We start from the raw sequence: 23,177 nt of genomic DNA, 5'->3' as shown, positions 1-23,177 counted from the left end.
AATTATATCCAACACCCCCCGCCGAGCCTATTGCCTGAAAATTGCCCCAGCGCGGCTTCCACTCCTTTAACGCTCGCATTGACAGTGCTCCGCACGGGCTTCATGATGAGCCGTTCGAACCGAATCGCCTACTCCTCAACGACCGAGCACTGACCCCTTCGAGCCAACGATGTTTACGAGCGAGCCCAGCCTGGCCCAGCGCATTGAACGGATGATCGCCGACACGCCGATCATCGACCCACACACCCACATCCGCTGCGACCAGCCCAATGCGCCCGACCTGGCGAGCTTGATGAGCGACCACGGGGTCCAGACCGAACTCCGCGCCGTCGGAATGCCGGCCGCCGACTTCTCCTCCGACCTCCCCGCCGACGAACGGGTTCGCCGCACGATCCCCTACCTGCGCAAGATGCGCAACACGGCAACCTCCTGGTGCCTCTACCGGATCTTCCGCGACCTCTTCGACTTCTTCGATCCGGACCTGACCGAGTCGAACTACCGCGACCTCTTCGACGCAGTGGCCAAGACCGGGCAAGACCCCACCTGGGCCCCCACGGTGCTGGGCGAGCGCTGCCACATCGAGACGGTCGTCACCAGCCTCGGGAACCGGAGCAAAGACCCGGCCAAGAACCCGGCCAACGTCCTGTTCAAGCTCGACGCCCACTACCTGTTCAGCCCCGGGGCCGCCACCGACCTCGCCCCCTTCTTCACCGGCCGTACCACCAAGGGTGAGTACTACGAAGTCCTCGTCCAACTCCTGGGCGAACGCCCCGCGACCACCGAAGCATTGTCGCGTCTGCTCCGCGACTGGCTCGACCGGACCATCACCGGCCCGGTCCGATTCGCAAGCACAGACCTCCCAATCGGGCAACGGTTCCTCCCTCCGGACGAGATCCAGACGCACCGGGTGCTGACCCAGGCCGCGACCAACGGCAGTCTGTCCGATCAGGACATCGACATTCTCGTTCGGTTCGTCACCTGGCAAGTCCTCGGCTGGCACCACGACCATCAGCGAGCGCTTCAGGTTACGGTGGGTGCCGAGTCCTTCATCGGCGACGGCAAGAGCATCCCGCGGTTCCAGGAGAGTTGGACGAGCGAGATGGCCCGCGCGTTCCACCACTTCGGCAACGCCCGGTTCGACCTGCTGATGGCCTCCGACGTCCTGACCCACGAGACGGCCATCCTGGCCCGGCAGTTCCCCAACGTTTACGCATCGGGCTACTGGGGACACAACTTCTTCCCGGCCACGATCGAAAAGATTTTCGGGATGCGGGTGCAGATGGCCCCGATGACAAAGGTCGGCGGCTTCCTCTCCGACGCCTCGTACGTCGAATGGACCTACGGCAAGCTGCAAGTCGTCAAGAAAGCAGTCGCCGCGTCCCTCTCCCACCTGGTCACGTCGGGCTATTACGAGGAAACCGACCTCCCAGCCCTCCTCCACCAGATCCTCCACGACACCCCGCGCGACCTCTACAACCTCGGCCCTGCCTGAGGCAAGCCAACCCCAAGGCGGGGCCTCTACCGGAGTCCCCGCCTTTCGCCGTCCCGTTCCCGGCTCAGCCTGTCCATCGACGGCCCGCAAACAACCTTATTAAGCTTGCATTCCGCTCAATCCGACCATCTCGACCGCCCGTCGATCGTGTTTGAGAAAGTCCGCCAGTAGGGGCTTGATATCACGGGGGCCCTCTGGCATAATCATCCTCACGGCCAGCAACGAAGGCCGCCTTCCTAGCTCAATTGGTAGAGCAGCTGACTCTTAATCAGCGGGTTGTAGGTTCGAGTCCTACGGGAGGCACTGGCGAGCAACCGCGCATAACAGCGCAACTGCTCGCGTGCTAAGCAGTTCGGAAGGGTGAAATGTGGGACGGGTGACACCCGTCCATGCGAACAAACCCACACAGGTGCGAGACCGAACGAATCCTGTGCGCCCCATGGCGAACTAACCGGCGTCCGACTTTTCCGCAGGGGGCTTGGGAGCATCCACCCCCTCAAGTGCAGCCCGCGTGTCTCCGTCTTCGAGATGGGTGTAGCGGTCCAAGGTCAGAGTGATCGTCGAGTGTCGCGCCAAGGTCTGGACGATCTTCGGATTGACTCCAGCCATGATGAGATGCGTGATGTAGCTGTGACGTAGCGAGTGAAAGTCGAGAATATCCTTCTTCGCATCCCCGACCGGGATCCCCGCGGCGGCCAGGTCGAAGCGGAGCAGCTTGGCCGTCTTCTCGGGAACGGGTAGGACCGGCTTGCCGGGCTCGAGGGTCGCAAGCCAGGGCTTGAACACCTCGGCCATGTCCTTCGTAATCGGCTGGACGTCGAGCTGACCGCGCTTGGAGATGGTCGCCTGGACCGTGATCGTCGGTTGCTCCCCCAGATCGAAGGACTCGGGAGTCAGGGACCGGAGCTCATTGGCCCGGAAGCCGGTCGCCATCGCCAGCCGATAGAGCATCGCTCGCGAGGGCCCGGAGATCACGACCAGCGGATACCCCTTGCGCGAGAGCTTCACATCCGGACCCGAGGCAGCCGCGTTGAGCAACCGCTCGAGCTCCGGCTTGGTCAGCGCGCGGCGGACATACTTCCGGTCCGCCATGGCGTTGTACGGGGTCAGGTGATCGACCGAGCTCTCCTTGATTCGCTTCCCCCGGACCAGCCATTTCGACCATGCCTTCACCGCGCCGAGCGCGTGGTTTGCCGTCCGCGCCGAACGCTTCGTCTTGAGCCGGCCAAGCGCCTCCTGAATCCGGTCGGAGGAGAGATCCGCGATCGAGTCGACGGTAGCGCTCGCCAGAAGTCGCCGGATGGCAGAGGCGATGTCATGCGCGTGCTTTGCCTTGTCCCCCTTGGCCAGCAGGGCCGATTCATAATCGACGATGTGCGTTTCGAGGGGCTTGAGCGCCGCCTCGCGGCGCGACCGGTCCCCGGGGTCGACGATCCCCTCCCGGACCCGCCGCGCCTCGGCCTCGAGATGGTGAGCCAGTTCGAGCGACTTGCCCTTGTCGGTGAACGCGGCTTTTCGCTTGCGCTTCCCGTGCTCATCGATCCACCAGATGGTCCACTTGCCGACCTTGCCGCGGGCCCGGTCCGAAGGCCTCTTCCAAACTCCGGGCATCGTCAGTTCCTCTTGGAAGACTGGGCGTCGATCCACGCGTTTAGCGTCCCGACCCGCCACCGAGGCAGGTTGCCCGTGATCCGGAGATCGGGCTTGGGGAACTCGGCGGCGCTGATCATCTCCTCGACCTTGCGGACCGAGAGGGAGAGCGCGGCCGCGACCTGGGCCTTGGACAGGAGGGTCTGGCAGTCCGCGGGCAACGCCAGGATTTCACGCTGATTCACTTCGGCTTTCGCTTTGAGGCTCATTGTCCGTTGATCTCCAGTTCGGCGGCGGGGTTGCCGGCGGCCATCCAACCCAAAAGCAGGGAGGTGCAGTCGAAACAGATATCCATGGCGTCGCGGGTATCCGACGGGGCGTTGAACTCAAGCGTCAAGATCGAGTGATGATCGATAATGACTTTTTTGCACCTGTCACATATCACGCGCTTCTCAACCATGCTCACCTCCGAACTCGTCAAAGGGTTTCGCGCTTGCCGTCGGTGTCGAGTAGGCCGAGGCCGGCTTTTGTTCGCGGGCTTGGGGCCGCGCGGCTTTGGGAACGTACGTCGGTCGGATTGCGGCTAGGTCGAGGACCTTGGCCAGCTCGGCGGCCTCGTTCATTCGGATCGAGCAACCCTTGCCTTTGACCGGCCACCACTGACCGGCCTGGTTTCGCTCCCATACCCGGATGCTGATGTAGGGGTGGCCGTTGTACTCGGCCAGATTGACGCGGAGCTCGGTTCCCTCGCCGCGGTCGAAGGTGGCGAGGCGTTGGCCTTGATCGGCCGGCGCGGCGGGCTGATCAGGCTGGGCATATTTGGGATTACGCCACATGGCGGTTCCCCCCCACGGTCCGGCGAACAGCCGTACGGCTTTGATTGGGGCGACTGCCATCTTTCAAGTAGACGCCAAGGTACGGCCATCCAACAGCCGTACAGCTAGGGTTCCCCCTAAAGGGGGAAACCCCTGCGCGTACGGCTGTTAGCTGTGCTGCCGTACGGAACTGGCGTACGGCTGTTGAGTACGGCTGTTTATCGCCGCGTACGGCTGTTACGTCTGTTGGCTTCAAGGGGTCACCTCCATACCCTGGTTTAGGGCATAGGCGGTCACGTCTTGGGTGGCCCCGTTTCCTTTCGGGGCGGTCGTCCTGACTTCGCAAACGATCGCTTCGTCCACCAGCAGGAAGAGAAGCCGTTTCACCTTGTCGAGGTTGAAGCCGGTCGCTTCCCGGATCTTGTTAGCTGTGCCTTGGTGGCCCTCCTGCCTTTTCAGGAACGAGACGACCTTAGCCATGCCCTCACGCTCAAGGCGGGACGTTTCGGCTTCCTTAGCTGCTAGCTTCGCCTCGGCCTCTCGCCTCCGATTTTCCTCCTGAAGTTGCCATTTGGTTTGGCGTTCCTGAGATGGGCTGGCGATCGTGACAACCCACTTCCGCCCGTCGAAGTCGGACTCCAATTTGCCGACCTCGATGTCGACGGCAAACTCACCGCAATGGCCCGCGGATCCGCCATAACAGAAGTGGAGATAGAATTTCCCGGTCTCCGCGTCGAACTGCTGACGCGGGGCCACCAGCATCCATTGCCGCATGAACTGGCCGATGCCAGCGTAAGCGAGGTCTCCGAGCGCCGGGGTCGCGAACGGGTCGTCTCGCTTCTTGGTGAAGTGGTGAGCAAGTAGAGGGGTGCAACCCTCATCGAGGCAAAGGGACGCGATGTCCTGGAGCATCGGCCCCATCTGGAACATGTTGGATGCGTCGACGCCGGCGCTTCCTGCCAAGACCATCAGGTAGAACGGATCGAGACAGAGGCATTCAAGTCCGTGATCGGCGATCGTCTTTCGAAGCACAGCCAGGTGTTGAGCGTCGGTCAGTCGGGGTAGGTTGAAACCCCAGTAGACGCCCGCTTCGGAGGGGGGGATCTCCCTCGAAATACAGACCTGCTTGGCGTTCGCCTGGATGACTCGACGTCCCGACTCACCAGAGATCAGACCCACCCGGAACGGCCTTGGAACGCGGAACTTTCCGAGGAAGGGTGTAGCCGATCCGAGTGATATAGCGTAATCGATAAGGAGGCTGGTCTTGAGACTCTTCGACGGACCGCCGATCGCCCCAGTCTCACCCTTAACTGACACCCCCTCGATAAACCATTCGACGTTGAAGACTTCGCGGAAGAAAGAATCCGAGGTCTTCATGTCGAGTGAGAAGAGCTTCGCCGCGACGGCGTTGGTTGTCGTCGGCCGGGCCTTGATCTCCGTGAGTCGAGCGATGAACGACTCGAGTGTGCTGCCAGGAGACCAACGACCCCCGTAGATGTCCTTTAATTTCTGCGTTGCCTCTTCGACGAAGTCCCGTTCCCGGGATAGCTCGATGAGGGTATCGGTGTGAAACGCGTGATTGAAAGAGTGGGCTGATTTCTCCTGGAGTTCAGAAGTCAGAAACGTTGCGTCATGTTTTTTCCATCCGCACCTGACAAGGCCGTCATCCACGATGAGTGGTTCAACGGGGTCCCCTCGCCGGTAAAGCTCGAGGATAATCCGATAGACGGTCTGGTGGGCGGCCCGGAAGAAGTCGGACGGCTTCAGAACATCGACAATCGCCGGGAGGATGCCCGGGTCGTTGAGTATCGACCCGAGCAGCGCGGCTTCGATCTCGACGTTGCTTGGAGGCGAACGGAGTTCGGGGGCATCAATGGCGATGACGTTAGGCAGATCGCCATTCGTGGACAGAGAAGGTAAGCCACGGGATTTACTTCGGGCTTTGACCATAGGGCGTCAGTCTCCCCCTTCTGGCTGGGGCGGGTCGAGCTTGAACAGGCCGGCATCCTCAGCCGGGACCGCCTTGGAGATCAGGACCAGGCAGACGCCATGACTGGCCATGCACTCGCGTCCAGGGCAGAGACGGCATCGAGCTTCGTCACCGTTGGCCCAGACACGTGCAATCGCTGTGGTCGGCCACAGGGGCGCGTGGCTGGCCACGAACCATTGGACCGGCCGGGGCTGGGGGTACTCGAAGCGCAAGATGGGCGGATCTTCCGGGGGCCGCTTGTCAACCTTGGCCTTTCTCTTCCGCTTCGTCGCCGTCATTGCCATCGTTTATGGATCCTGCCTGCCGAGGTCTCAGTAGTGAGTAGGAACGAGCAGCTTCAATTCGCTCCGGAGAGTCGGAGAAAGCTTCAAGGTTCATCAGGGCCAACGCGATTGCCGTCGCGGTGGCCCTCTCTCTTGCGCGGATGGGGATCACGACCCCACCGGGGCTGATTCGATCCAGGTCACGACCTGAGACCACTTCACGACCAGCTCGTTCGCCTTGGCCAAGGCGTCTTGCGGGCTGAACTCCTCGGAGCAGTTCGAACAGACGCAGGCTCGGAGGTCGTTCAAGTCGAGGGTGATCGACTCTCCCGCCAGGCAGAACGGACAGAGAACCTTGAGGCTTCGGGTTGTCTTCGTCGCGGTTGCCATCGTGGGTTTCCTGGGTACGCACCTTCGACGCTCGCCAGTGAACGCCACTGGCCATCGTCATGCTTTCCGGGTTTGACGGATCAGCCTGCCATGGCTTGAGAACGTGAAAGCGTCTGGCGTCATACCAAGCGTACGTGGGGTAGGATTCGCCCGTCAGGCAGAGGCAGTCATCCTGCTGAGAATCGGCCGGCTATCCCACTCGGCGACTGCAACCTTGAGTTCCTCGAAACCCTCCTGTTCAAGGATAATCTCGCGGCCGCACATGCGATGCTTGATCCCTTTGCCGAGGATGAGCTTGTGGATAAGCTTCCGGTTCTTCTCCTTGCCGAGTGCGCGAGCGGCACGGGGGATGTTCCAGAGTTGTCCGTCGTTCATAGCTTTCCCTTCTTGCCTCAACTTTGTACGCGTTCGGCCAACACTTTGAACTATAACGCAATCTTTTGTCGCGTCAAACAGTTTATTGCCTGGATCGCAAAATTCTGTTGGCGAATGGACAATATTGCGATCAGTGAGCAGAATGCTGGTTATGGAACTCTACAAAAAGCTCGATCTTCTGTGCCGGATAGATGGCGTCAGCCGCCCCGATTTAGCGGGGATCGCTGGCGGCGTATCGGTCTCCACCATCAACAATTGGTTCAGCGGAAAGACGAAACCTGATTTGGTTGCAGGGCTGAGAATCGCCCGCCACTTCGGTGTTCCGCTCGAGTGGTTAGCTGACGATGGGGACTCAATATTTCCAGAGCGATTCGAGAAGTCCGCACCTCCTGGGATTAGGCTAGCGGACGACGAAAAGCTTGTACTCAAGGTGTACCGAACACTCAGGTCGATGGGGACAATGAACGAGGATCACGCGATTGGATCGCTGGTGATCAGAGCGGCCAACGTAGAGGTGGCAAAGGCTGAGTCGACGGGCGAGACCATGGCAGCCGTTGACAGGATGAGCCGAAATGAGGCGTCAATCTTCGAGGAGGCGGCAAAGCGTGGTTATATTTTGGTGGATCCCAAGCTAGGTGTTAACGCTGAGGCAGGTGATACGGAGGACGAGGCGGTCAAGCGAATCAATAAAGTTAACGACCTTATGGTTGAGCGAATGGCTATCACTGATGGCGGGCGTAAGGTCCCTAAAGCCAAAAAGCCCTCCGACCCCAAGAAGTAACCCGCCCTTTCGGCTCACCTAAAACCTGGTTTCGGCTGGCCTCATGCCAATGGTGGGCACGGCCTACCCCCTCCCCCGCATCCGGTTCGAATAATCCCCGATGGATGCCCCTCGCTATGGGAACTCGCTATGTCAGGTACTGGGCCGCCGGTGCCCTCGCGTGCTTCGTAAGCGGCTTCCTCTCCGCGGCGTTCTTGGATTGGCTCCACGGTCCAACCTTGCCCGGGGGAGCACAAGCTGCATCTGCTGCGTCGAATCCTTGGATCCAGTTTTTCGGCACCCTTTGCGGTGCTCTGGTTGGCGGCAGCTTCCTGCTAGTAGGCCAACATGTGTCGTGGAAGAGCCAACACGAGCTCAAGACCAAGGAGATCAACGAGCAACGCAAACGACAACGGGCGGACCTCCAGATGAAAACCCTTGTCGACCTGCAGGAAACCCTTTTCCAACTATCGAATTCAGCAAGCTTGATTAACGCGAGAAATTACGCGGAATTCGTAACCGGATCAGGAAGGCGGGATGCCCTTAGCTTGACTTTTGCCGTTTTGGGATACAAATGTGGCGAGCCTCCCTGGTGCAATGAGGGGTATGCACAGAGCCCTTCCTCGCACACAAGAAGGCCGCCATGACCAGTTTAACCGATCGGACTCGCGCGCGACTCTCCGTGAAGCAACTTCGCTTGCGGTTGCGGACCAACCGGCGGCGACAGGCTCGCAAGGCGCGGGCCACACGGCGAAGGCTCGAACGAATTCACGAGCAACTCCCCAAGCAGGTCCGCACCGTTCTTGACTCCCTCGAACCCGCCTTCTCGCGGGCGGCCCATCGCCGGTTGTGGCTGGAATGGGTTTTGGCGATCCCTGGTGATCGCGTGGTGTTCCAAAAGCTCACGCCCGGATTCCGGCAACTCCTGCTCAACGGCCTTGCCCCCGCGGCCTGAACCCCCGCCAAGTCGCTTGCCACGCTCAAAAGCCCGGTCCGAGACGCCGTCGCAAGGGGTCTCCTCGGATCAGGGTGCGCGCTGGCACGACAAGGTCGTCAAAACGGCAAAAGTCAAACTTAGATCGCGTGACGATTTGGACCAGAAGGCTCGCGAAGCTAGGGACCGGGCGACTATCCTCTCCGTGAGGGTTGACGACCAAGAAACGCAAGAGCTTATTACGATTATTCAGACATTGTATGCATGTGTTGATTATGCGGATTCCGCGGAAGAATCAGATGGATATTTAGATGAATTAGGGAAGGCGTTCAGGCGTGCGAACGAAAGGATCGGCGTCTTGCTACGGACCATGCATTGATCGATGCGCCACAGGGACGGACCGCGACTGACCCGCCCACCCCAGGGGGGGGAGGGTAATCGCTACCACCTCGAGCCATCCCACCGCAGCGGGCCCTTTGCACGTTTTTAGACGGTTCGAAAAAGTTGGCGCGGGTTTATGCGTGCGATTGCTGGTGGGATTGAGCCAGGGGGGTAATACCCCCCAAAAAAGTGGTGCAAAAACGTGCAAAGGGCCCGCTGCGGTGGGATGGGCGCGGGTCCTAGCAAATGACCTCCCCCCCTGGGGTCAGAAGTTGAAGAGCTCCGCAGGCATCCCGCTTTTCCCATTGGCGGTCCGCCGCATCTCGGCCAGCAACTGACGCAATAGGTCGGTCTGTTTGGGAGCTTCCTTCGCGACTTCCTTGATCGACTCATCCTTGCCGCCGTTTCCCTGGGCGATGAAGCGAAGTTGGGCGCTGTATGCCTCGGCGGATCCGGCGGTGAGAGCGGCGGCGTGAGTTGGCCCATCGGTCCCCGCGGCCTTCTTGTCCGGCATCAGTTCCCCGGCTGCTGCCGTGCTGGCCCGACCGAACGTCTCGGCATCGATCGCACCGCCGGCCAGGAGTCCTTTGAGGCGTTCAACCTCGGCGGTGTACTTCTCGAGCGGGGTGCGTGTCGCCTCCCAGATACTCTTGCCCTCTTCCTTCATTCGATTTTGGATCTCGACCTGATCCTCCATCGCCTTCTTCTGTTTCTCCATCCCTGAGAGTTGGGCGAGGAGTGACTTGGCGTTCGCGAGTTGAGCGGCGCTGGCCCCCTCGAGAGCGAGCTTGTAGATCTGGACCTCGTCACTCGACTTGCCGAACGTGGCGATCTGGAGCCGGAGATCCTTCTCCATCGAGGCGACGTCTTTACTGAGCGTGGCAGCCGCACTCTCGGACCCGGCCGAGCCTTCCGCCTTGGCATCACCTTGGCCCGATGCGGCCATGGCGACCGCTGCGGCCTTGGGAGACTGAGCCACCGTTGCCGGGATTGTTCCGCCTGACCCACCTCTGATCCAACCGGCCAGCGCGTTGAACCCCTCGAGAGCCTTGTTGAGAAACCACACGACCGGCTTGATGAGCACAAGCAAACCGTCGCCGATGTGTCCCATGGCGATCTGAAGGTTGTTGCTGAATTGGGTGAAAACGGACGAGGAGTTGGCGGCTGTCTTGTCGTAGCTCTGCTGGATCTGGTTCAGGGTCCGGAATTCATCGCCCGCCATCGCGGTGTACTCGGCCAACTTCTGGGTCTGCTGGGCCATCTTCTGAAGCGCGGCCTGACGCTCCTGGGCAGTGATCCCGGCGCTCGAGAGAGCGGCGAGTTGACCCGCCGCGTCCAAACGCTCGAGGCCTCCAAGGAACGCCTCGACGGCTTTCATCGGCTTGCCGGCCACGAGCTTGCTGAAGTCTTCGACGCTCAGCCCCGCGGTTTTTGCAAAGTCGGCGTGGTTGGACACGTCGACCATGTTCATGAGCAGGTTGTTGATGGAGCTCCCGGCTTGCTCTGCCGACGTCCCGGTGTCGAGCAGAGCCGCGGCCATCGCCATCGTCTCGCCCGCGCCGATGTGCATGGCGTTCGCCGTGCCGCTGACTCGCGACGTGACGTCGAGGATCCCATCGGCGCTGGAGAGGCCAGAGTCGGCGATCTTGTCCAGGGCCGAACCGATCTGCAACGCCCCCTTGCTGCCGAGCTTGAAGATGGCGTTCAGCTTGCCGATCTGGTCGGCCACCTGTTCAGCAGGGATGTCGTCCAGAGCGGTCGTCAGCATCGCCACGCCGCGGGTCTGTTCGACGAGCTGGTCATTCGCCACGCCCATCTTCGAGAGGCTTGTGGCGATTGCCAGGACGTTGTCCAACGGGACTCCCTTGAGCTCGGTTGAGAGCCCGTAGAGTTGCCCCTTCAAGATCTCAAGGGTAGTTCCTTCGGCGTTGCTCGCCTTGGACAACCCCGTCATGGCCTTCTCGAGATCGACCGCCGTTCCGACGGAGGCCTTGAGCGCCGTGAATACCAGTGCCCCCGCCCCGACGGCGGCAAGGGCCGGTCCGACGGCCTTGAGCGAGGATCCCAGCCCGTTGACTGCCGAGCCAAAGGCCCCGAGCTTCATCTCGGCCGCCTTCAGGTCCGCGGCCAACCCCTTCGTGTTGACGCTCGCGCCGATCGCGATATTGCCGATGACTGCCATGAGATCCCCGCTTCGGTTTGCGTCTAAATGAAACGGCCGCGGCCCCTACCACGGTGGGTCGCGGCCGGTCGATGGACGATAAGGCAATCGACTCAGACCGCCGCGGCGTCCGGCTCGGCGACGACGAGAGAATTGACCTCCATGGCGGCATCCCAGATCTGAATCATGATCCGACAAGAGACATCGTTCAGGGCCGGGATGTCCGCCTCGGTGAACATGGGGTTGCCGTCCTCATCGCACACGCTCATGACCGCTACGGTGGACCGAACGGAGTTCTTCGCCTTGGCCCCATCGGTCCCGTTGTCGCTACACATGGCCTCCCACTGTTCTTGCTGGCGCGCCGTGCGCGACTGAACGAAGACGGAACCCCCCAGGTCGGGAATCTCGACTTTTTTGCGCTTCCGGCCGTCAGACGCGAGGATCTGATCTCTGGTCAAAGACATGGTCACTCCTGAGCAGGAAGAAGGGTGGATGCCGGGGGTGACTCTCCCCCGGCGGTTACGAACGTGTCGAGGTCCGCGTAGCGGATCAGGACGCGGACTCCTACGCGGTGGGCCGTCAGACGTCCCGAGGTGATCGCCCGGCGGATTGTCCGGGTCGAGACCCGGGTGTAACCGGCGGCCTCCTGGACGGTCGCGTAGGGTGATCTCTGGGGTTCAACCTCGGGTGTCATCGACTCACTCCTTGCCACTGAGGGATCGTTTCTCGCGACGTCTGGTGCCACTCCGGCTCCCCGGGTCGCCAGTCCAACCCGACTCGCCAGGGAACACGACGACGTCTGCAGCCCGGAGCGCTTCGGCCTTGCGCTCCTCGAGCTCGACGTACGCGCCGGCGCCATGGTTCCGACCGTCCACCTTGGTTGGCCTCAGGAAGCGAACCTGCTTCATGGCTCTGGGGGCTACGGGCTGACTACGGCTGGACTCAACCGCGCCCGACTTACGAAGCAAGTCCGCGTCATGGTCGTCGATTTCGGCAACCTGGCCGGGCTCGTACCACTGGCCCCTGATCTTCGTATCTTTGAGGAATTTAACCTTCGTCATGGTTTGATAGCCTCACTGGTTACTGGACCAAACCGCCTCGCCCGCGTATTCCGCGAGTCCGCCTGTGATCAGAACGCGGGTTTGATCGGCCGTGGTTTCGACCACCTTGCCGGCGGCATAGCTCCGGCCATCGACAGTGACGGCCTTGGCCGTGATCTTGACCGGCGCGACGGTCGCCACCTTGCCCTCGAGAAGCCGCTTGGCGAACTCGTCTGTGACGTCCACCAGGTCGCCGGCTGCGCAGACCCGGTTACCGACAAGGATGTTGTCGCGGGCGATCTTCACTCGGGACATCAACACCGCGGCCTTGGCCTCGAGCAGTTCCGCGGCGAACTCCGGCTCAACGTTGACGACATCCCCGTGCTTGGCCAGCCGGCCGTTGAAGACCAGTCCCAGGGGGTTTTCTTTCAGGATCAGACGCAGCTTCGACACGGTCTCACCTCCCGATCAGTTGGCGGCCGTGCCGAGCATGTCGACCAGAGCCGCCACGGCTTCGGCCTTCTTCTCGCGAGGAAGGTCTTTGTGGACCTGAAGGGCCTGAGTCAGCCGTGCGTCGACGAACTCGCCAGCGACCGACTCGACGAACCGGATGGCTACCTCGAGGTCGACATCGACAACATCGCCTTCAGCACAGACCCGGTTGCCGACGAGAACGTGGGGCTTGGTCAGCTTCACTTGGACCATCTGCATGACTCACCCTTTCGGGGCTGGGGAAAAGGATTCGATCAGTCGTGGGCGATCGAGTGGGGTCAGGTCGTGACCATGTCCGGAGCCATGGCGAACGACTCGTTGTGACGAAGCATGACGTCGACGTCTTGCAGGCCCCGGTACCGGGTGAAGCCGGTGGTCGAGAACCTGTAGGGGTTCACGAGGATGTCGACCGGCCCCCACAGGCCGATGACCAGATCCGACCAGTTGCCGAAGATGATCGGGGAAAGACCAGTCCCCAACCCGTGGGTCAAGTTGCTCGGGAGCTGGTTCGAAGCCACGGCCGGATAGCCGAGGACGGTGTTGGAATCGGTCCAGAGCATCTTCCCGGACGTCGCCACCTTCTCCGTCGTCCTGAGTTTGAGGCGACCGTTTGGCGTTGTTGCAAACGCGAGCTTGCCGATGTCGGCGTTGGCGTTGCCTACGGTTTGCTCCATCGCGGCGAGCAGAGCCAGGGTTGGAGCTCCCCCGTTCGCGCCGAATGAGACCTCAGCCACGCCAGGATTCTGAGCCAGCCCGAGGGGTTGGTTGTTATTCCCGAGGCCATTCAGCGCCCCTCGATCGACTTCGACCGCGATCGCCGAGAGGAGGTCCCCGATGATGACTTCGTCGATGTTGGGAATAGAGTCGATCGCCTTGCGCGTCACGTCGACATAGGCGCCCGTCGTGTGCGGGGTGAAGAGGACCTGTGAGTCAACCACGGGTTCGTCGGTGGGAGCGTCCCCGCCCTCGGGTAGCCAGCCAAGGGAGACGGTGGCCGTCTTCTTGGGGATAGCAAACTTCCCCCCGGTCAGATCGGGGAGGACCTGGGCGCCGAGCATCCCGCAAATCATCTTGGCCCGGAGCACGTCAATCATCGCCCCGGAGAGGATCGTGGGGATCCCCCCGGCGCCTGTCGTGGTCGAGAGTGCCCGGACCTCGACGTCCCAGGGCACGAGGAAGCCCCGAACATTCCTGCCGGTCCGCCGGGCAATCTCGTCGGAGACCTCGCGTTCGAGGCCTGTGATGACCCCGTTCGTGTGGTTTCTCGCCTCGCGAAGCGCCCTCGCGAGGGAGTATTTCCCGCGTTGAGAAGGCTCGTGGTGCGGGAGCGAGCGCTCTTCTGACTGATCGGGCCGTGAGTAAGTGAACAGTCGAGGCGTCATGGGATAGGCCATCCGCGCTTTGGATCAAACCATGGGGAGGTCATCACAGGCCACCCCTGACTATCCAAGTGTACGCGTGGCAACTCGATTCGAAAAGGCTAATTTTGCCCAATCAAAGAATTATTTTTGATTGCACAAAATCGACGACGCATCAATCGCATCAATGTGCCAGGAAAAAGGTCCCGAATTTCGTCAAAAAACGCGCGCGATGCCCGCTGCGGTGGGATGGGCGCGGGTCCTAGCAAATGACCTCCCCCCCTGGGTGTCAGGAGGGCGAGGGTGGGTCAGGAGGTGCCGTCAGACGCGCCCGCTCGCTCGGCTCGTCCCTTGTTTCCGTACCCGTGGTGGGTGCTATGGCAGGACGCACAGACGCTCTCGAGGTTGTCCCAATCGAGCTCGAGGTCAGGGAAGTCTTTCCGTTCCTTGATGTGGTGGACGATGGTCGCGGCGACCGGTCGCTCTGGCGTGCTGCAGCGCTGGCAGAGCGGATCTTGCCTGAGCTTTGATGTCTTGAGCTTCCTCCAGGGTGAGCCCGTGTAGAACGCGTTGTCCTCCCGACGGTCGGGCCGTCGGTCATACCGGGCCTGGTCCACCTTCTTCTTGACCTCGGGTTTGAGCATCCAGGCGGGGCGGAACGTGGGGATCTTCTTAGGCATGGTCGCTCCCCTCGATCGCCTTCCCCGCGGCATAAGCCAAACGGCCCACCAGCTCGAGGGCGGCGCGGGCGTCAAGCAAGACCTGGACATGCCGCCGGGTCTCGGCCCCGGAGAACACCAACTCAATCGTCGGCCCCATCAACTCGCCATCCTCGACGTGGGCGGCCCGACCGATCGTCCGGATGCCACCAACCATGTCTTCGAACTCGATGGTGTCCCTCTCGGCCTCGGGCGCGTCGCAGTCGTGGGCGATCAAGGACATGAAGCCGGCGGCGGTCTGTTCGTCCTCGGGAGTCTCCTCGGTCTGCGCTGTCATGGGTTCATCCCTAGTCGGGAGCAAATGGTACGACTGAACACATTGCCATTCTACCCTGGTAGAATAGACAAGGGCGAGTAAGCCGTTGCGCGAGAGGCTTGAATTGCATGGGTAAGAACACGATCAAGTTCAAGGTCTCCGGCATCAAGGAGATCCAACGGGCCTTCCGAGAGCTCCCGGACAAGCTGGCGAAAAAGGTGATCCGCCAGGCGCTCCGCAAGGGGCTGGTGCCGATCAGGGACACGGCCAAGACAGACGCTCCGCGCAAGACGGGTCTGATGGCGGCCGCGATCAAGATCAGGGCCGCGACGAAACGGAAGCGCGGGGTGATCTCGCTCGATGTCCGGATCGGTGACCACAACTTCAAGGGAGCGACCTTCTACGGCGGCTTCCAGGAGTTCGGGACGAAGAACATGGAGGGCCAGCACTTCATGGAGAACGCGTTCAGGGCCAAGGCGCCCGAGGCCGTGGCGACGATCATGGACCTGGTGGCCAAGGGCATCGAGCGGGAGGCCAAGGCGTGACAGACCCCGAACTCGCCGCGCTCGAAGCGATCGTGGCCGCGCCGCTCGCCTGGTCCCCGATCGCCGACCTCAAGTTGCTCGGCCACACGCCCGAAACACTGGCCGGCCTGCAAGCCCTCGGCCTGGTGGAACCGTGGGGTTCGGCCGCAGACCTCGTGTGGACATTGACCCCCTGGGGCGCGACGGTGCTCGAGGTCGTCATCATCGAGCATGGGCCCAACGAGGTGCCGCGCTGGTCGCAACCCTGGAATGCCCCCAGGTTCGTTCGAGTACCGAGGCACCGCCACGAGATGCGTTGGCCTTGGATGGAGGAGTTGCCGTCCCGGGACCTGGGGCCGCTCGACGTGCTCATCCTTGGAGAGGATGCCAAGCCGTTGCTCCTGTTCGGCCGGACCGTCGTGAAGGACAAGCGGATCAAGCCCCCTCCCAGGGCGAAGAAGGCCAAGGCGAAGAGGCGTCGGAAGGCGGGGTGAGCAGCGTTTTCAAACCCTGCCCCATTAGCGCCCTCAGCCACATAATTAGTCGACGTAAGTCTAAGCCCTATGGCATTACAACTTACATCAAATCATACACCGACTCTTAATCAGCGGGTTGTAGGTTCGAGTCCTACGGGAGGCACTCTTGAAGCCCATCTCATCTTGAGATGGGCTTTTTTCATTAATACACTTAAATCACTTTTCCTAAAGGCTTTAGAGCGAGTCAGCGGCTCAATAAGTGAGAAGAAAAATCGTCCGAGTAGAGTTGAGGAGTGACGCGGTGGCTGACGCTCCGTTTCCACTCCCCGCTCATCGAACCGGACAGGCGGTTTTCCCGCATCCGGCTCTCGGACAAGAAAGCACATGAGCCATACGGATGACCGTTTGACCCGCGTGGGATGCCGCCTTCGAATCAGGAACCACAAGGAGGAGGTTGTAAGGTTCGCACCACTCTCCCCGTCCTTTTCCCCGGCGAGCCTCCTTCTTGAACCCAGGCCCCTTTCCTCCACCGGAGTTACCCGGCTTCCCAGGTACTACGAGCCTGTCCGCCACCCCATGCGGCCCAGCCTCTCCCTCGCGGGCGTCCGGTTGGGATCTTTCTTCCCACCGATGGGGTTTCCCGTGTTGCAGCAGCTTCCCGTGTGTCGACATGCCGTCACCATTACCCCGGTGCGACCGCTGGATCAGATCGTTCGGAATGAGGGACTCTCAACCCCTCGGTTTTCACCAGCGACGGCGGCCTTCCCCGAATCTATGGCGGGGCGGCTCCCACATTAGAACTTTCGAGGCCTGCTCAGTGTTCACTCGCGTTACGGCCTGCCAACTCGCCGCACCGCTAAACGGCACGTGTGTCTCGAAGGCTCCGACGGCTTCGTTACCTCCACCGCCGCTCCGATAGCTTCCGGCTGGAGCGATCAAACTTGGCCGGGTGGGACTTGCACCCACTGGGACGCTGTGCCTTATCACGGCGCACACAGGTCTCAATCGGAGTGAGATCGAGTCAATTCTCCTGAGCTAACGCAACAGATTTTGCATGACTGCGTGATACGACTCTCTCAGTTTTCACTTCTTCCTTGCTTCTCAATCCTCGCTGCGGGACTTAAAACCGAGTGGGTGGTTAGCATCATCAATACCAGCACGCATTGAACCCACGAATCCATTGGGCCTTGCCTGGATCGGCCATCTTCGAGAACGCGGACCCTCTCTGCTGGATTTAGATCTCGATCGGCCTTCCTCGATCATTTCGCGAACGCTGAGGCCGGAGAGCGTACGGAGTTTACGGAACTGCTTCATCGCCCCACGCATGCTTGCAATAAAATCGCGTGTCTGTCAGACTGACACAAATGGCGGTACCCACACCTAGTCCAGATAATTTATCTTCCTAGCCAGAAACAAGATATACTGTTTCCTGGAGAACAATCGCTGCCCATACTTCGTGCGAAAACCTGTTGACCATGCCCTACCTTCCACCTGCTGTCTTACCGCCCACACTTTGGAAAAATGAGCGATACCACGTCGCCAGGCACCTGCAAGCGGCTTATGAGCAGGAGCTTACCGCAAGAAATCTAATCGATCTTGCAAAATCCAACGCAAAGAAACATGTGTTTGGTGGCGCGTCGCTAGAGGACACAAATGCACACTTTGCATTACGCTTTTTTGCGTCAGTGGTAAGAGTCCAGAATGTCATACTAGATACGAAATCCGCATTTGGTAAGATCCCGAGTGATTTACTGGAAACATTCTCATCTCACAAAATATCGATGCTTGATATCCCATGCGGTACAGGTGCCGGGGCTTTGGGGGTGCTGTCCGTGGTACATGAGCTACGACTTGCGGGGATTTTGCCGACGCTGCCGATTCACGTCAAAATTCTCGCGGCTGACGTATCGCCTCACGCAATCGAAATCTACCGAGATCAGTTGGAGCACGTGCGAACCGCGTTAAAAACAACGGCAATCGCCCTGGAATTGACGACGAGGGAATGGGACGCGGCGGATCTCCTTAGCACACACGATCTTTGCGAAGAGTGGCTACGAACGGTGGATGAAGTCAACGAATCCTTGGTCCTTGTGACAAATTTCAGCGGTGCCGGCAATCTAATGTTCGACAAATTTAAAGAATCATGGCGTCACATTTCTGTAAGAACTGCAAGTAAAAATGCGACAATGCTTTGGGTTGAGCCTGGCGACCCTGGCGGAAAAACGTTTCTCAAAAACTTGTCAGCAATCATCCGGTCGCTCTTCCGAATCAATCACGATGAAGATCACGAGCCACCATTTAGTGAGGCCAAATGGTGGCATTCGCTAAACGAACAGGAGTTTGCAATTAGATCATCAGTCCTTCATTACACAAGGCCGCAATGAAACCTGATAAGCAAGAGCTGAAAAATTGGAACGAAGATCTTGGCAAGCTGATCCACATACGCGTGCTCAACTACTTAAGGCGAGAGCATCCTCTAGCGTATGCAGGTGCCCGGATATTAGCTGAACGAATTCATCCTTATATCCTTAACCGATGGACCGTCGGTTACGTGAATCGGCGAGTGAAGACGGGCAGAAGCCCTGCTTATTGGCAACATTCCCTGTTCAAAGGGTTGGATGCAGCCGGCAAGCCAGAATTTCGCATCTGCCTCGTCGGAAGCCCGACGACTCTGCTACAGGAAGTATGGGCGTTGTGGCGAATCAGCCAAGAGGAGGTTTTTCAGCCCGGGCCTTGCGTCTTCAGTTACCTTTGGCCTAAACCTAATGGGCATCAGATTTTCCGTCACTTCATGGAAGGCTACCATGCTCGGGAACGAGCGATTGCCAAGGCGGCGGAGCAATTACGAAATCCGTATGTGATTGTACTGGATTTGAAAGGGTTTTATCCGAATCTCGACACAGAATTGGCTTACCAGCGGTTTGAATCGCGAGTTAACCAATCAGCGATCACCGATTACGAAAAGGACGCGGTTCTTCAAAGTGCCCAGGGAATCTGTAGAAAGAGAAAAAAGGGTGGATTGCCGATAGGGCCACCCATGTCGCACGTAATCGCATCCATCTATATGGAGGACGTGGACGATGCGATGGATAAGAAGTTTCCGGGTCGGTATTTCCGGTACGTCGATGACGTCGCGTTGGTGGTTGAACGAGAAGACGTTGAGCATGCTAAGCAATTCTTTGAAAAGACGGCAGAACGGGATAAGTTGAAAGTAAACCACGGCAAAACCGATGCACATGAAGCACATGCATGGACTACACATGTCAAAGAAACGGAATTGAAAAGAACGGATTACACGTTGGGAGAGTTGGTAAAACAGCTAACTCAATATCTCGCACATAATCCAGAGGAGTTTGAGCAAGTCGAGGAAATGTTCAAGCATGAAAAATTCGCGATTCCATTCACTAAGGTCAAGGCAAACGCCTCCTATCGTCCATTTCGCCGCTTAGCTAAAAGAATTGCCAGGTTATTCGGTATCGCTACGGTTAGCGGACAACTTAACCCAGAAGAACTCTTGCGACACGCACAGTATCTCAGGCAAAAGTATAAGAACAAAGCGAAAGAATTAGCTGAGGACGGCCTACCACTTGGAGGCATGAAGAGACGCTGGGCGGTACAAACATGGCGTTTTACCTTCAACCGGCTTCTGTATTTGTTGCCCCGCGAATCATTAAATCAGTACGCGATGCTCCTTCCAAAAATCGACGAACTGGCATCAACGCGTGCACTATATGATGCGATGATTTCTGGCGATGTGACGGAGCTATCCCAGTTTCCAGGCCCCGCAGTAGCGGCATTCGCTCAGTTGTGGTCTGAAACGCAACTCGATCTGCCGCAAATTGATTGGGCGGCAATGCCGCTGTGGAAACATAGGGATGCTGTGATCATGCTTTCGCTCTACGGACTTTGCAAGCCTTCGATGGATTGGATCGAACAGTTCAAATACAGAAAAAATGATTATACTAGGACAGCGTTGAAATTGGCGGCTGGCATCTCACCACAGGAACGATCGCATGACGATATGTCTTTTATAGACGAGTTAGAAAGCCTGTTTTTGGCTCCAGCGTTAGATATTGGCGAATTGCTACGCACGCGATTTGACAAGGACGAGGACATTTTTCTTCCTGCATTGAGCTTAGGCGAAAATTCCGATGACGGTTCGCTTTTTGAGATCGAAGGGGAGTATTGAGCGATTGTGTCGTTGGCTGGTGGGTGATGTGATTGAAAAGGTTAGATCGCAATCCGCTCGACTTCGTCGAGGGTGATCTGATCGTTGGTCCGATCATAGAGCTTAGAAGGGTCGGAGAGTCCCTGTTCTCTGCTCCAACTCGTCGTTGACTCGATCGCGCCTCCCGTTGCACGATATCCGTCGAGGCAAGAAACTCTGAACGCTCGAAACGATGGGTGGCCAACCATACTCGGTTTTTCTTATCGTTAATTGCCAATATCTTGTTGGAGGCGTTGCGTCGACTGGGCCTGGCGGGTACGGCGATGGCCGAGGCGCAGTGCCAAACGATCCGGCTGAAGCTCTTGAAGATCGGGGCGTCGGTCCGAGTGGCGGTTCGCAAGGTGTGGGTGAAAGTTCTCGAGCGGTTGCCCGTATGCGGAAGTGTTCCGGCGTGTGTACGCCCACTTGTCGCAGTCGAGTCCCTTAATCCAGAGGTCTGAGTTGAGGAGACTCTCCCAAGCGAGGCGGAGAAAACCCCTCTCCTGGGTGAGGGGTGAGGGTGCTTGCGGGCAGGGCATACGGCAGCGTCGCGGGTTAGACGGCGGCAAAACGGTTTCGCTGGATTCGGCCTGAAAATAGAACGTGCTCGCCAAATCGGTCCTCAACTTCGTTGATAACCCCCGAGCGGCTCAAATTGAAGCGGGGCGGCACCGATTCCGCGAATGCGAAGGCCGGATCCGTTCTGCATGGCGCCAGGCATGGCGGTAAGCTAACGCACCGAGCCAGCCTTGGGGGCAGACTGGAACTCCTGGGCCGTCATCGACTTGACCGTCTGGCCATCCTGGAGGAGGACCACCCCTCCCGATTCGGGCACCGCCTTCTGGTAAGCGAGCACGGTGGTAGAATCAGGCTGGAGACTGGCCCCCCAGAAGACGACCACCTCCTTCTCTTGGAGGGCCATCGAGCCGAATGTGAAGGCCGCCGCATATTTCAACAGGTCCTTACTAGCGCGGGCGGGCCGCTTGTTGTCGTCGATGAAGATGCGATACATCTCCCCAACCTCTTGCAGCTCGACCTGACCGGGGGGCACCTCAACGAGGGGAGTCGGCGTCGACGTCCCCCCGCAGCCGGCCTGGTAGGCCAGCGAAACCCCCAGGACAACGCCGAGAAATCTCAAGCCGCGATTCATGGAGTGACTGCTCCTGCGAGATCACCAGGGGGAAGTCTGTCACCTTCAATATTGGTCAGCGCCAATAACCTCGCCGCCGCCCCGCGTGCCGATCGCCCGCCAGACGCCGGGGTTGATCGAGTCTTTGATGAAGTGGACTGACCCGTCGGCGAACACCGCGTTCACCCCGCCGGGGTGGTAGCTACGGGCCGCGATGTGCGCGGCGAAGAAGTTCGACGACCCGCAGTCGAAGCCCCGGTAGTTGGGCGGTACGGTGTGCGTATACGTGGTAGTGATCGGCAGGTTGCGATAATACTGCATACCGCGATAGGCGAGGCTCGACCCCGTGTTGCACTCCGGCAGCTTCGGCTTGGAGTTGTCGAAACCGGTACCGAAGTAAAAAACGCGGCTGGGATGATCCGCCGGCTGCCCGGTCCCGCTCCCGCTAGGCAACGTCGAGCGCTTGATCTCAGCGAACATGGCCGTGTTGGACGTGCCGTCGATGATGTCGGCGATGCGGACCCGGCTCGTGACCTTCTGCCAGTCGGGGTTACCCCGAGGCGCATCGGAGTTGACCCGAACGTTGAAGAGGCCCAGGCTCACCGAATCGGGTTCCTCGCCAGCCGCCGAACCGATCCTCTGGCTGGCCGTACCGCCCAGACTGGCGAAGTAGTTGTTATTGCCGGTCCCTCCCAACCTCTCGCTCGAGGCGTCCGACGGGCAGAGATACGTCGAGACCTGCTGAAAACTAGCGGTGTTGTTTTGGACCTTGCTGTTGACATCCAGCCGGAAGTTGAACGCGTTAAAGAGGTTTGCTTGCTCCAGATAACCCAGAATAAGGGCCTGAACGTTGGCCCGGCTATTACCGGCATTGCCCGTCTTGGTGGGATCTCCGTCGTCAGGGGCTGGCCCCCAAGCATCCGGGAGTTGGCCATTGGTCGACTCGAAGTTATAGATCGAGAGGCTGATCTGCTTGAGGTTGTTGGCGCACTGCATCCGCCTGGCCGCCTCGCGTGCGGCCTGCACGGCGGGCAAGAGGAGTGCGATCAAAACAGCAATGATGGCGATGACGACCAATAACTCAATGAGAGTGAAACCGTGGCGACGGCGCTTGGTCATGCTAATCCTGGGCTGTGCCAAATATAACTCCTCGCGGGACGTCGCGCGACTTCGCGGGAAGTGCCCGAAAGCAGGCGGTCAGGCTCAAATTTTAAGATTCCCCTACCAAGAAACCGTGGGCGTCATATGAAGTTTTTTTGCGATTTTGCATCTTCACATTCTAACAATTTAGGAGTACTGCAATTCGAACTTCTCAATTTACCCGAGAATTTGCGATACTGGTCCTCCGAGCAAGATCAAGGACTGGTTGGCGACCGGTCAAATCGCGGATGACAACGGCACCAACGACTTGATCGGCCTCGACAGGGCTTGTAAAAGAGTGGCGAGGCACCTACAGCAGTTTACAGTCGTATAGCGCACCGATCATGGCAACCGAGCCGCCTATTCTGAACGCGTCTTGGAATCATTTGTTCGAATTCAGCCCCAACGGGGCGTCCCAAGTCAGCCCAGAGGAATCGATCTCGAGGATCAGAAGCCCTGAAAGGGCGGCCTAAGGGTCATGCCAACGGGACCGATGCCACAGACTTTGCGCTCAGGCTAGGCAGCCCTTTCACGCAAAACACACAGATATTCATATCCAATAAAATATAACATCTATTTATCTTTTGCCACCCCGTTGGGGCTAAAACCAACGGTCGCGCGCACAACTACTCGACAATCATCCACACATTCCTATAACATGAAATCGCGTTGTTCATTTTAGTCA

General features: G+C 59.3%; 27 protein-coding genes and 1 tRNA gene. 9 read left to right on the top strand and 19 right to left on the bottom strand.

Annotated features, from left to right (window positions below; translation table 11 throughout):
* Positions 1 to 169 precede the first annotated feature (169 nt).
* Entirely contained in the window at positions 170 to 1,492 is a 1,323-nt protein-coding gene (locus SINAC_RS22345; RefSeq protein WP_015247858.1) for a hypothetical protein, read from the top strand.
* Between the two features lie 230 nt (positions 1,493 to 1,722).
* Positions 1,723 to 1,795 (top strand) — tRNA-Lys (locus SINAC_RS22340).
* Positions 1,796 to 1,939: 144 nt separating this feature from the next.
* Here SINAC_RS22340 and SINAC_RS22335 read toward each other — a convergent pair.
* From SINAC_RS22335 to SINAC_RS22300, 8 genes are all read right to left on the bottom strand, one after another.
* The gene (locus SINAC_RS22335; protein ID WP_015247857.1) at positions 1,940 to 3,103 is read right to left on the bottom strand and encodes a tyrosine-type recombinase/integrase; all 1,164 of its coding nucleotides are present in this window, start codon (positions 3,101 to 3,103) and stop codon (positions 1,940 to 1,942) included.
* 2 nt (positions 3,104 to 3,105) lie between these two features.
* The gene (locus SINAC_RS22330; RefSeq protein ID WP_015247856.1) at positions 3,106 to 3,351 is read right to left on the bottom strand and encodes a helix-turn-helix transcriptional regulator; all 246 of its coding nucleotides are present in this window, start codon (positions 3,349 to 3,351) and stop codon (positions 3,106 to 3,108) included.
* Positions 3,348 to 3,542 carry a hypothetical protein gene (locus tag SINAC_RS22325; protein WP_015247855.1) on the bottom strand — a complete coding sequence of 65 codons (195 nt, stop codon included), beginning with the start codon at positions 3,540 to 3,542 and terminating at the stop codon, positions 3,348 to 3,350. The genes SINAC_RS22330 and SINAC_RS22325 overlap by 4 nt, the downstream gene beginning before the upstream one ends.
* Positions 3,535 to 3,918, bottom strand: coding sequence for a PC4/YdbC family ssDNA-binding protein (locus tag SINAC_RS22320; protein ID WP_015247854.1), 384 nt, complete (start codon positions 3,916 to 3,918; stop codon positions 3,535 to 3,537). The genes SINAC_RS22325 and SINAC_RS22320 overlap by 8 nt, the downstream gene beginning before the upstream one ends.
* A 231-nt stretch (positions 3,919 to 4,149) precedes the next feature.
* Positions 4,150 to 5,847: an AAA family ATPase gene (locus SINAC_RS22315; protein WP_015247853.1), complete on the bottom strand. Its 1,698-nt coding sequence runs from the start codon at positions 5,845 to 5,847 to the stop codon at positions 4,150 to 4,152.
* A gap of 6 nt (positions 5,848 to 5,853) precedes the next feature.
* The gene (locus SINAC_RS22310; protein WP_015247852.1) at positions 5,854 to 6,171 is read right to left on the bottom strand and encodes a hypothetical protein; all 318 of its coding nucleotides are present in this window, start codon (positions 6,169 to 6,171) and stop codon (positions 5,854 to 5,856) included.
* Positions 6,172 to 6,318: 147 nt separating this feature from the next.
* Complete coding sequence (locus SINAC_RS22305; protein WP_015247851.1) at positions 6,319 to 6,540, bottom strand: hypothetical protein; 222 nt, start codon at positions 6,538 to 6,540, stop codon at positions 6,319 to 6,321.
* A gap of 153 nt (positions 6,541 to 6,693) precedes the next feature.
* Positions 6,694 to 6,915, bottom strand: a complete 222-nt coding sequence (locus SINAC_RS22300) for a hypothetical protein (protein WP_015247850.1) — start codon at positions 6,913 to 6,915, stop codon at positions 6,694 to 6,696.
* A 151-nt stretch (positions 6,916 to 7,066) separates the two neighbouring features.
* Here SINAC_RS22300 and SINAC_RS22295 point away from each other — a divergent pair, with 151 nt between their 5' ends.
* Together SINAC_RS22295 and SINAC_RS22285 are read left to right on the top strand one after the other, a co-directional pair.
* Entirely contained in the window at positions 7,067 to 7,696 is a 630-nt protein-coding gene (locus tag SINAC_RS22295) for a helix-turn-helix transcriptional regulator (protein WP_015247849.1), read from the top strand.
* Between the two features lie 622 nt (positions 7,697 to 8,318).
* Positions 8,319 to 8,630: a hypothetical protein gene (locus tag SINAC_RS22285; RefSeq protein ID WP_015247847.1), complete on the top strand. Its 312-nt coding sequence runs from the start codon at positions 8,319 to 8,321 to the stop codon at positions 8,628 to 8,630.
* Between the two features lie 625 nt (positions 8,631 to 9,255).
* Here the strand turns inward: SINAC_RS22285 and SINAC_RS22275 are convergent.
* The 9 genes from SINAC_RS22275 to SINAC_RS22235 all read right to left on the bottom strand — a co-directional run bounded on the left by SINAC_RS22275 (position 9,256) and on the right by SINAC_RS22235 (position 15,037).
* Positions 9,256 to 11,172 carry a phage tail tape measure protein gene (locus SINAC_RS22275; protein WP_015247846.1) on the bottom strand — a complete coding sequence of 639 codons (1,917 nt, stop codon included), beginning with the start codon at positions 11,170 to 11,172 and terminating at the stop codon, positions 9,256 to 9,258.
* Positions 11,173 to 11,264: 92 nt separating this feature from the next.
* A complete protein-coding gene (locus SINAC_RS22270; RefSeq protein WP_015247845.1) occupies positions 11,265 to 11,615 on the bottom strand; it encodes a phage tail assembly chaperone family protein, TAC in 351 nt (116 codons plus the stop codon).
* Between the two features lie 2 nt (positions 11,616 to 11,617).
* On the bottom strand, positions 11,618 to 11,845 hold the full coding sequence (locus SINAC_RS22265; RefSeq protein WP_015247844.1) for an excisionase family DNA-binding protein: 228 nt from the start codon (positions 11,843 to 11,845) through the stop codon (positions 11,618 to 11,620).
* A 4-nt stretch (positions 11,846 to 11,849) separates the two neighbouring features.
* Positions 11,850 to 12,212 (bottom strand): DUF7210 family protein, encoded by a 363-nt coding sequence (locus SINAC_RS22260; protein WP_015247843.1) that lies wholly within the window; start codon positions 12,210 to 12,212, stop codon positions 11,850 to 11,852.
* 12 nt (positions 12,213 to 12,224) lie between these two features.
* Complete coding sequence (locus tag SINAC_RS22255) at positions 12,225 to 12,644, bottom strand: hypothetical protein (protein WP_015247842.1); 420 nt, start codon at positions 12,642 to 12,644, stop codon at positions 12,225 to 12,227.
* A gap of 15 nt (positions 12,645 to 12,659) precedes the next feature.
* A complete protein-coding gene (locus tag SINAC_RS22250) occupies positions 12,660 to 12,902 on the bottom strand; it encodes a hypothetical protein (RefSeq protein WP_015247841.1) in 243 nt (80 codons plus the stop codon).
* Between the two features lie 59 nt (positions 12,903 to 12,961).
* Positions 12,962 to 14,065, bottom strand: a complete 1,104-nt coding sequence (locus SINAC_RS22245; protein WP_015247840.1) for a phage major capsid protein — start codon at positions 14,063 to 14,065, stop codon at positions 12,962 to 12,964.
* Positions 14,066 to 14,349: 284 nt separating this feature from the next.
* Positions 14,350 to 14,721, bottom strand: a complete 372-nt coding sequence (locus SINAC_RS22240) for an HNH endonuclease signature motif containing protein (RefSeq protein WP_015247839.1) — start codon at positions 14,719 to 14,721, stop codon at positions 14,350 to 14,352.
* Positions 14,714 to 15,037, bottom strand: a complete 324-nt coding sequence (locus SINAC_RS22235) for a hypothetical protein (RefSeq protein ID WP_015247838.1) — start codon at positions 15,035 to 15,037, stop codon at positions 14,714 to 14,716. Before SINAC_RS22235 ends, SINAC_RS22240 begins: the two co-directional genes overlap by 8 nt.
* A gap of 107 nt (positions 15,038 to 15,144) precedes the next feature.
* On the opposite strand from SINAC_RS22235, the gene SINAC_RS22230 reads away from it, so the two are divergent.
* From SINAC_RS22230 to SINAC_RS41960, 5 genes are all read left to right on the top strand, one after another.
* Complete coding sequence (locus SINAC_RS22230; RefSeq protein ID WP_015247837.1) at positions 15,145 to 15,561, top strand: HK97-gp10 family putative phage morphogenesis protein; 417 nt, start codon at positions 15,145 to 15,147, stop codon at positions 15,559 to 15,561.
* Complete coding sequence (locus SINAC_RS22225; protein ID WP_015247836.1) at positions 15,558 to 16,034, top strand: hypothetical protein; 477 nt, start codon at positions 15,558 to 15,560, stop codon at positions 16,032 to 16,034. Before SINAC_RS22230 ends, SINAC_RS22225 begins: the two co-directional genes overlap by 4 nt.
* Before the next feature lie 1,451 nt (positions 16,035 to 17,485).
* Positions 17,486 to 18,400 (top strand): hypothetical protein, encoded by a 915-nt coding sequence (locus tag SINAC_RS22220; RefSeq protein WP_154673869.1) that lies wholly within the window; start codon positions 17,486 to 17,488, stop codon positions 18,398 to 18,400.
* Positions 18,397 to 20,205: an RNA-directed DNA polymerase gene (locus SINAC_RS22215; protein ID WP_015247834.1), complete on the top strand. Its 1,809-nt coding sequence runs from the start codon at positions 18,397 to 18,399 to the stop codon at positions 20,203 to 20,205. Before SINAC_RS22220 ends, SINAC_RS22215 begins: the two co-directional genes overlap by 4 nt.
* 215 nt (positions 20,206 to 20,420) lie before the next feature.
* Positions 20,421 to 20,684, top strand: coding sequence for a transposase (locus tag SINAC_RS41960; RefSeq protein ID WP_052315660.1), 264 nt, complete (start codon positions 20,421 to 20,423; stop codon positions 20,682 to 20,684).
* A 269-nt stretch (positions 20,685 to 20,953) separates the two neighbouring features.
* Here the strand turns inward: SINAC_RS41960 and SINAC_RS22200 are convergent, their stop codons facing one another.
* Together SINAC_RS22200 and SINAC_RS22195 are read right to left on the bottom strand one after the other, a co-directional pair.
* On the bottom strand, positions 20,954 to 21,373 hold the full coding sequence (locus SINAC_RS22200; RefSeq protein ID WP_015247833.1) for a hypothetical protein: 420 nt from the start codon (positions 21,371 to 21,373) through the stop codon (positions 20,954 to 20,956).
* A gap of 45 nt (positions 21,374 to 21,418) precedes the next feature.
* A complete protein-coding gene (locus SINAC_RS22195) occupies positions 21,419 to 22,471 on the bottom strand; it encodes a DUF1559 domain-containing protein (protein ID WP_015247832.1) in 1,053 nt (350 codons plus the stop codon).
* Positions 22,472 to 23,177 lie beyond the last annotated feature (706 nt).

Origin of the sequence: Singulisphaera acidiphila DSM 18658 (assembly GCF_000242455.2) — a bacterium.
Lineage (GTDB): Bacteria > Planctomycetota > Planctomycetia > Isosphaerales > Isosphaeraceae > Singulisphaera > Singulisphaera acidiphila.
The sequence above is the reverse complement of the archived record's forward strand: the minus strand, read 5'-3'. Positions and strand labels throughout refer to the sequence as shown.

Excerpts from the sequence above, each read along its gene's own strand:
- SINAC_RS22330 (WP_015247856.1), bottom strand. The coding sequence starts at position 3,351 with ATGAGCCTCAAAGCGAAAGCCGAAGTGAATCAGCGTGAAATCCTGGCG.
- SINAC_RS22325 (WP_015247855.1), bottom strand. The coding sequence starts at position 3,542 with ATGGTTGAGAAGCGCGTGATATGTGACAGGTGCAAAAAAGTCATTATC.
- SINAC_RS22345 (WP_015247858.1), top strand. The coding sequence starts at position 170 with ATGTTTACGAGCGAGCCCAGCCTGGCCCAGCGCATTGAACGGATGATC.
- SINAC_RS22265 (WP_015247844.1), bottom strand. The coding sequence starts at position 11,845 with ATGACACCCGAGGTTGAACCCCAGAGATCACCCTACGCGACCGTCCAG.
- SINAC_RS22195 (WP_015247832.1), bottom strand. The coding sequence starts at position 22,471 with ATGACCAAGCGCCGTCGCCACGGTTTCACTCTCATTGAGTTATTGGTC.
- SINAC_RS22235 (WP_015247838.1), bottom strand. The coding sequence starts at position 15,037 with ATGACAGCGCAGACCGAGGAGACTCCCGAGGACGAACAGACCGCCGCC.
- SINAC_RS22305 (WP_015247851.1), bottom strand. The coding sequence starts at position 6,540 with ATGGCAACCGCGACGAAGACAACCCGAAGCCTCAAGGTTCTCTGTCCG.
- SINAC_RS22250 (WP_015247841.1), bottom strand. The coding sequence starts at position 12,902 with ATGCAGATGGTCCAAGTGAAGCTGACCAAGCCCCACGTTCTCGTCGGC.
- SINAC_RS22295 (WP_015247849.1), top strand. The coding sequence starts at position 7,067 with ATGGAACTCTACAAAAAGCTCGATCTTCTGTGCCGGATAGATGGCGTC.
- SINAC_RS22300 (WP_015247850.1), bottom strand. The coding sequence starts at position 6,915 with ATGAACGACGGACAACTCTGGAACATCCCCCGTGCCGCTCGCGCACTC.
- SINAC_RS22275 (WP_015247846.1), bottom strand. The coding sequence starts at position 11,172 with ATGGCAGTCATCGGCAATATCGCGATCGGCGCGAGCGTCAACACGAAG.
- SINAC_RS22320 (WP_015247854.1), bottom strand. The coding sequence starts at position 3,918 with ATGTGGCGTAATCCCAAATATGCCCAGCCTGATCAGCCCGCCGCGCCG.
- SINAC_RS22315 (WP_015247853.1), bottom strand. The coding sequence starts at position 5,847 with ATGGTCAAAGCCCGAAGTAAATCCCGTGGCTTACCTTCTCTGTCCACG.
- SINAC_RS22200 (WP_015247833.1), bottom strand. The coding sequence starts at position 21,373 with ATGAATCGCGGCTTGAGATTTCTCGGCGTTGTCCTGGGGGTTTCGCTG.
- SINAC_RS22270 (WP_015247845.1), bottom strand. The coding sequence starts at position 11,615 with ATGTCTTTGACCAGAGATCAGATCCTCGCGTCTGACGGCCGGAAGCGC.
- SINAC_RS22310 (WP_015247852.1), bottom strand. The coding sequence starts at position 6,171 with ATGGCAATGACGGCGACGAAGCGGAAGAGAAAGGCCAAGGTTGACAAG.
- SINAC_RS22335 (WP_015247857.1), bottom strand. The coding sequence starts at position 3,103 with ATGCCCGGAGTTTGGAAGAGGCCTTCGGACCGGGCCCGCGGCAAGGTC.
- SINAC_RS22285 (WP_015247847.1), top strand. The coding sequence starts at position 8,319 with ATGACCAGTTTAACCGATCGGACTCGCGCGCGACTCTCCGTGAAGCAA.
- SINAC_RS22245 (WP_015247840.1), bottom strand. The coding sequence starts at position 14,065 with ATGACGCCTCGACTGTTCACTTACTCACGGCCCGATCAGTCAGAAGAG.
- SINAC_RS22240 (WP_015247839.1), bottom strand. The coding sequence starts at position 14,721 with ATGCCTAAGAAGATCCCCACGTTCCGCCCCGCCTGGATGCTCAAACCC.
- SINAC_RS22260 (WP_015247843.1), bottom strand. The coding sequence starts at position 12,212 with ATGACGAAGGTTAAATTCCTCAAAGATACGAAGATCAGGGGCCAGTGG.
- SINAC_RS22230 (WP_015247837.1), top strand. The coding sequence starts at position 15,145 with ATGGGTAAGAACACGATCAAGTTCAAGGTCTCCGGCATCAAGGAGATC.
- SINAC_RS22215 (WP_015247834.1), top strand. The coding sequence starts at position 18,397 with ATGAAACCTGATAAGCAAGAGCTGAAAAATTGGAACGAAGATCTTGGC.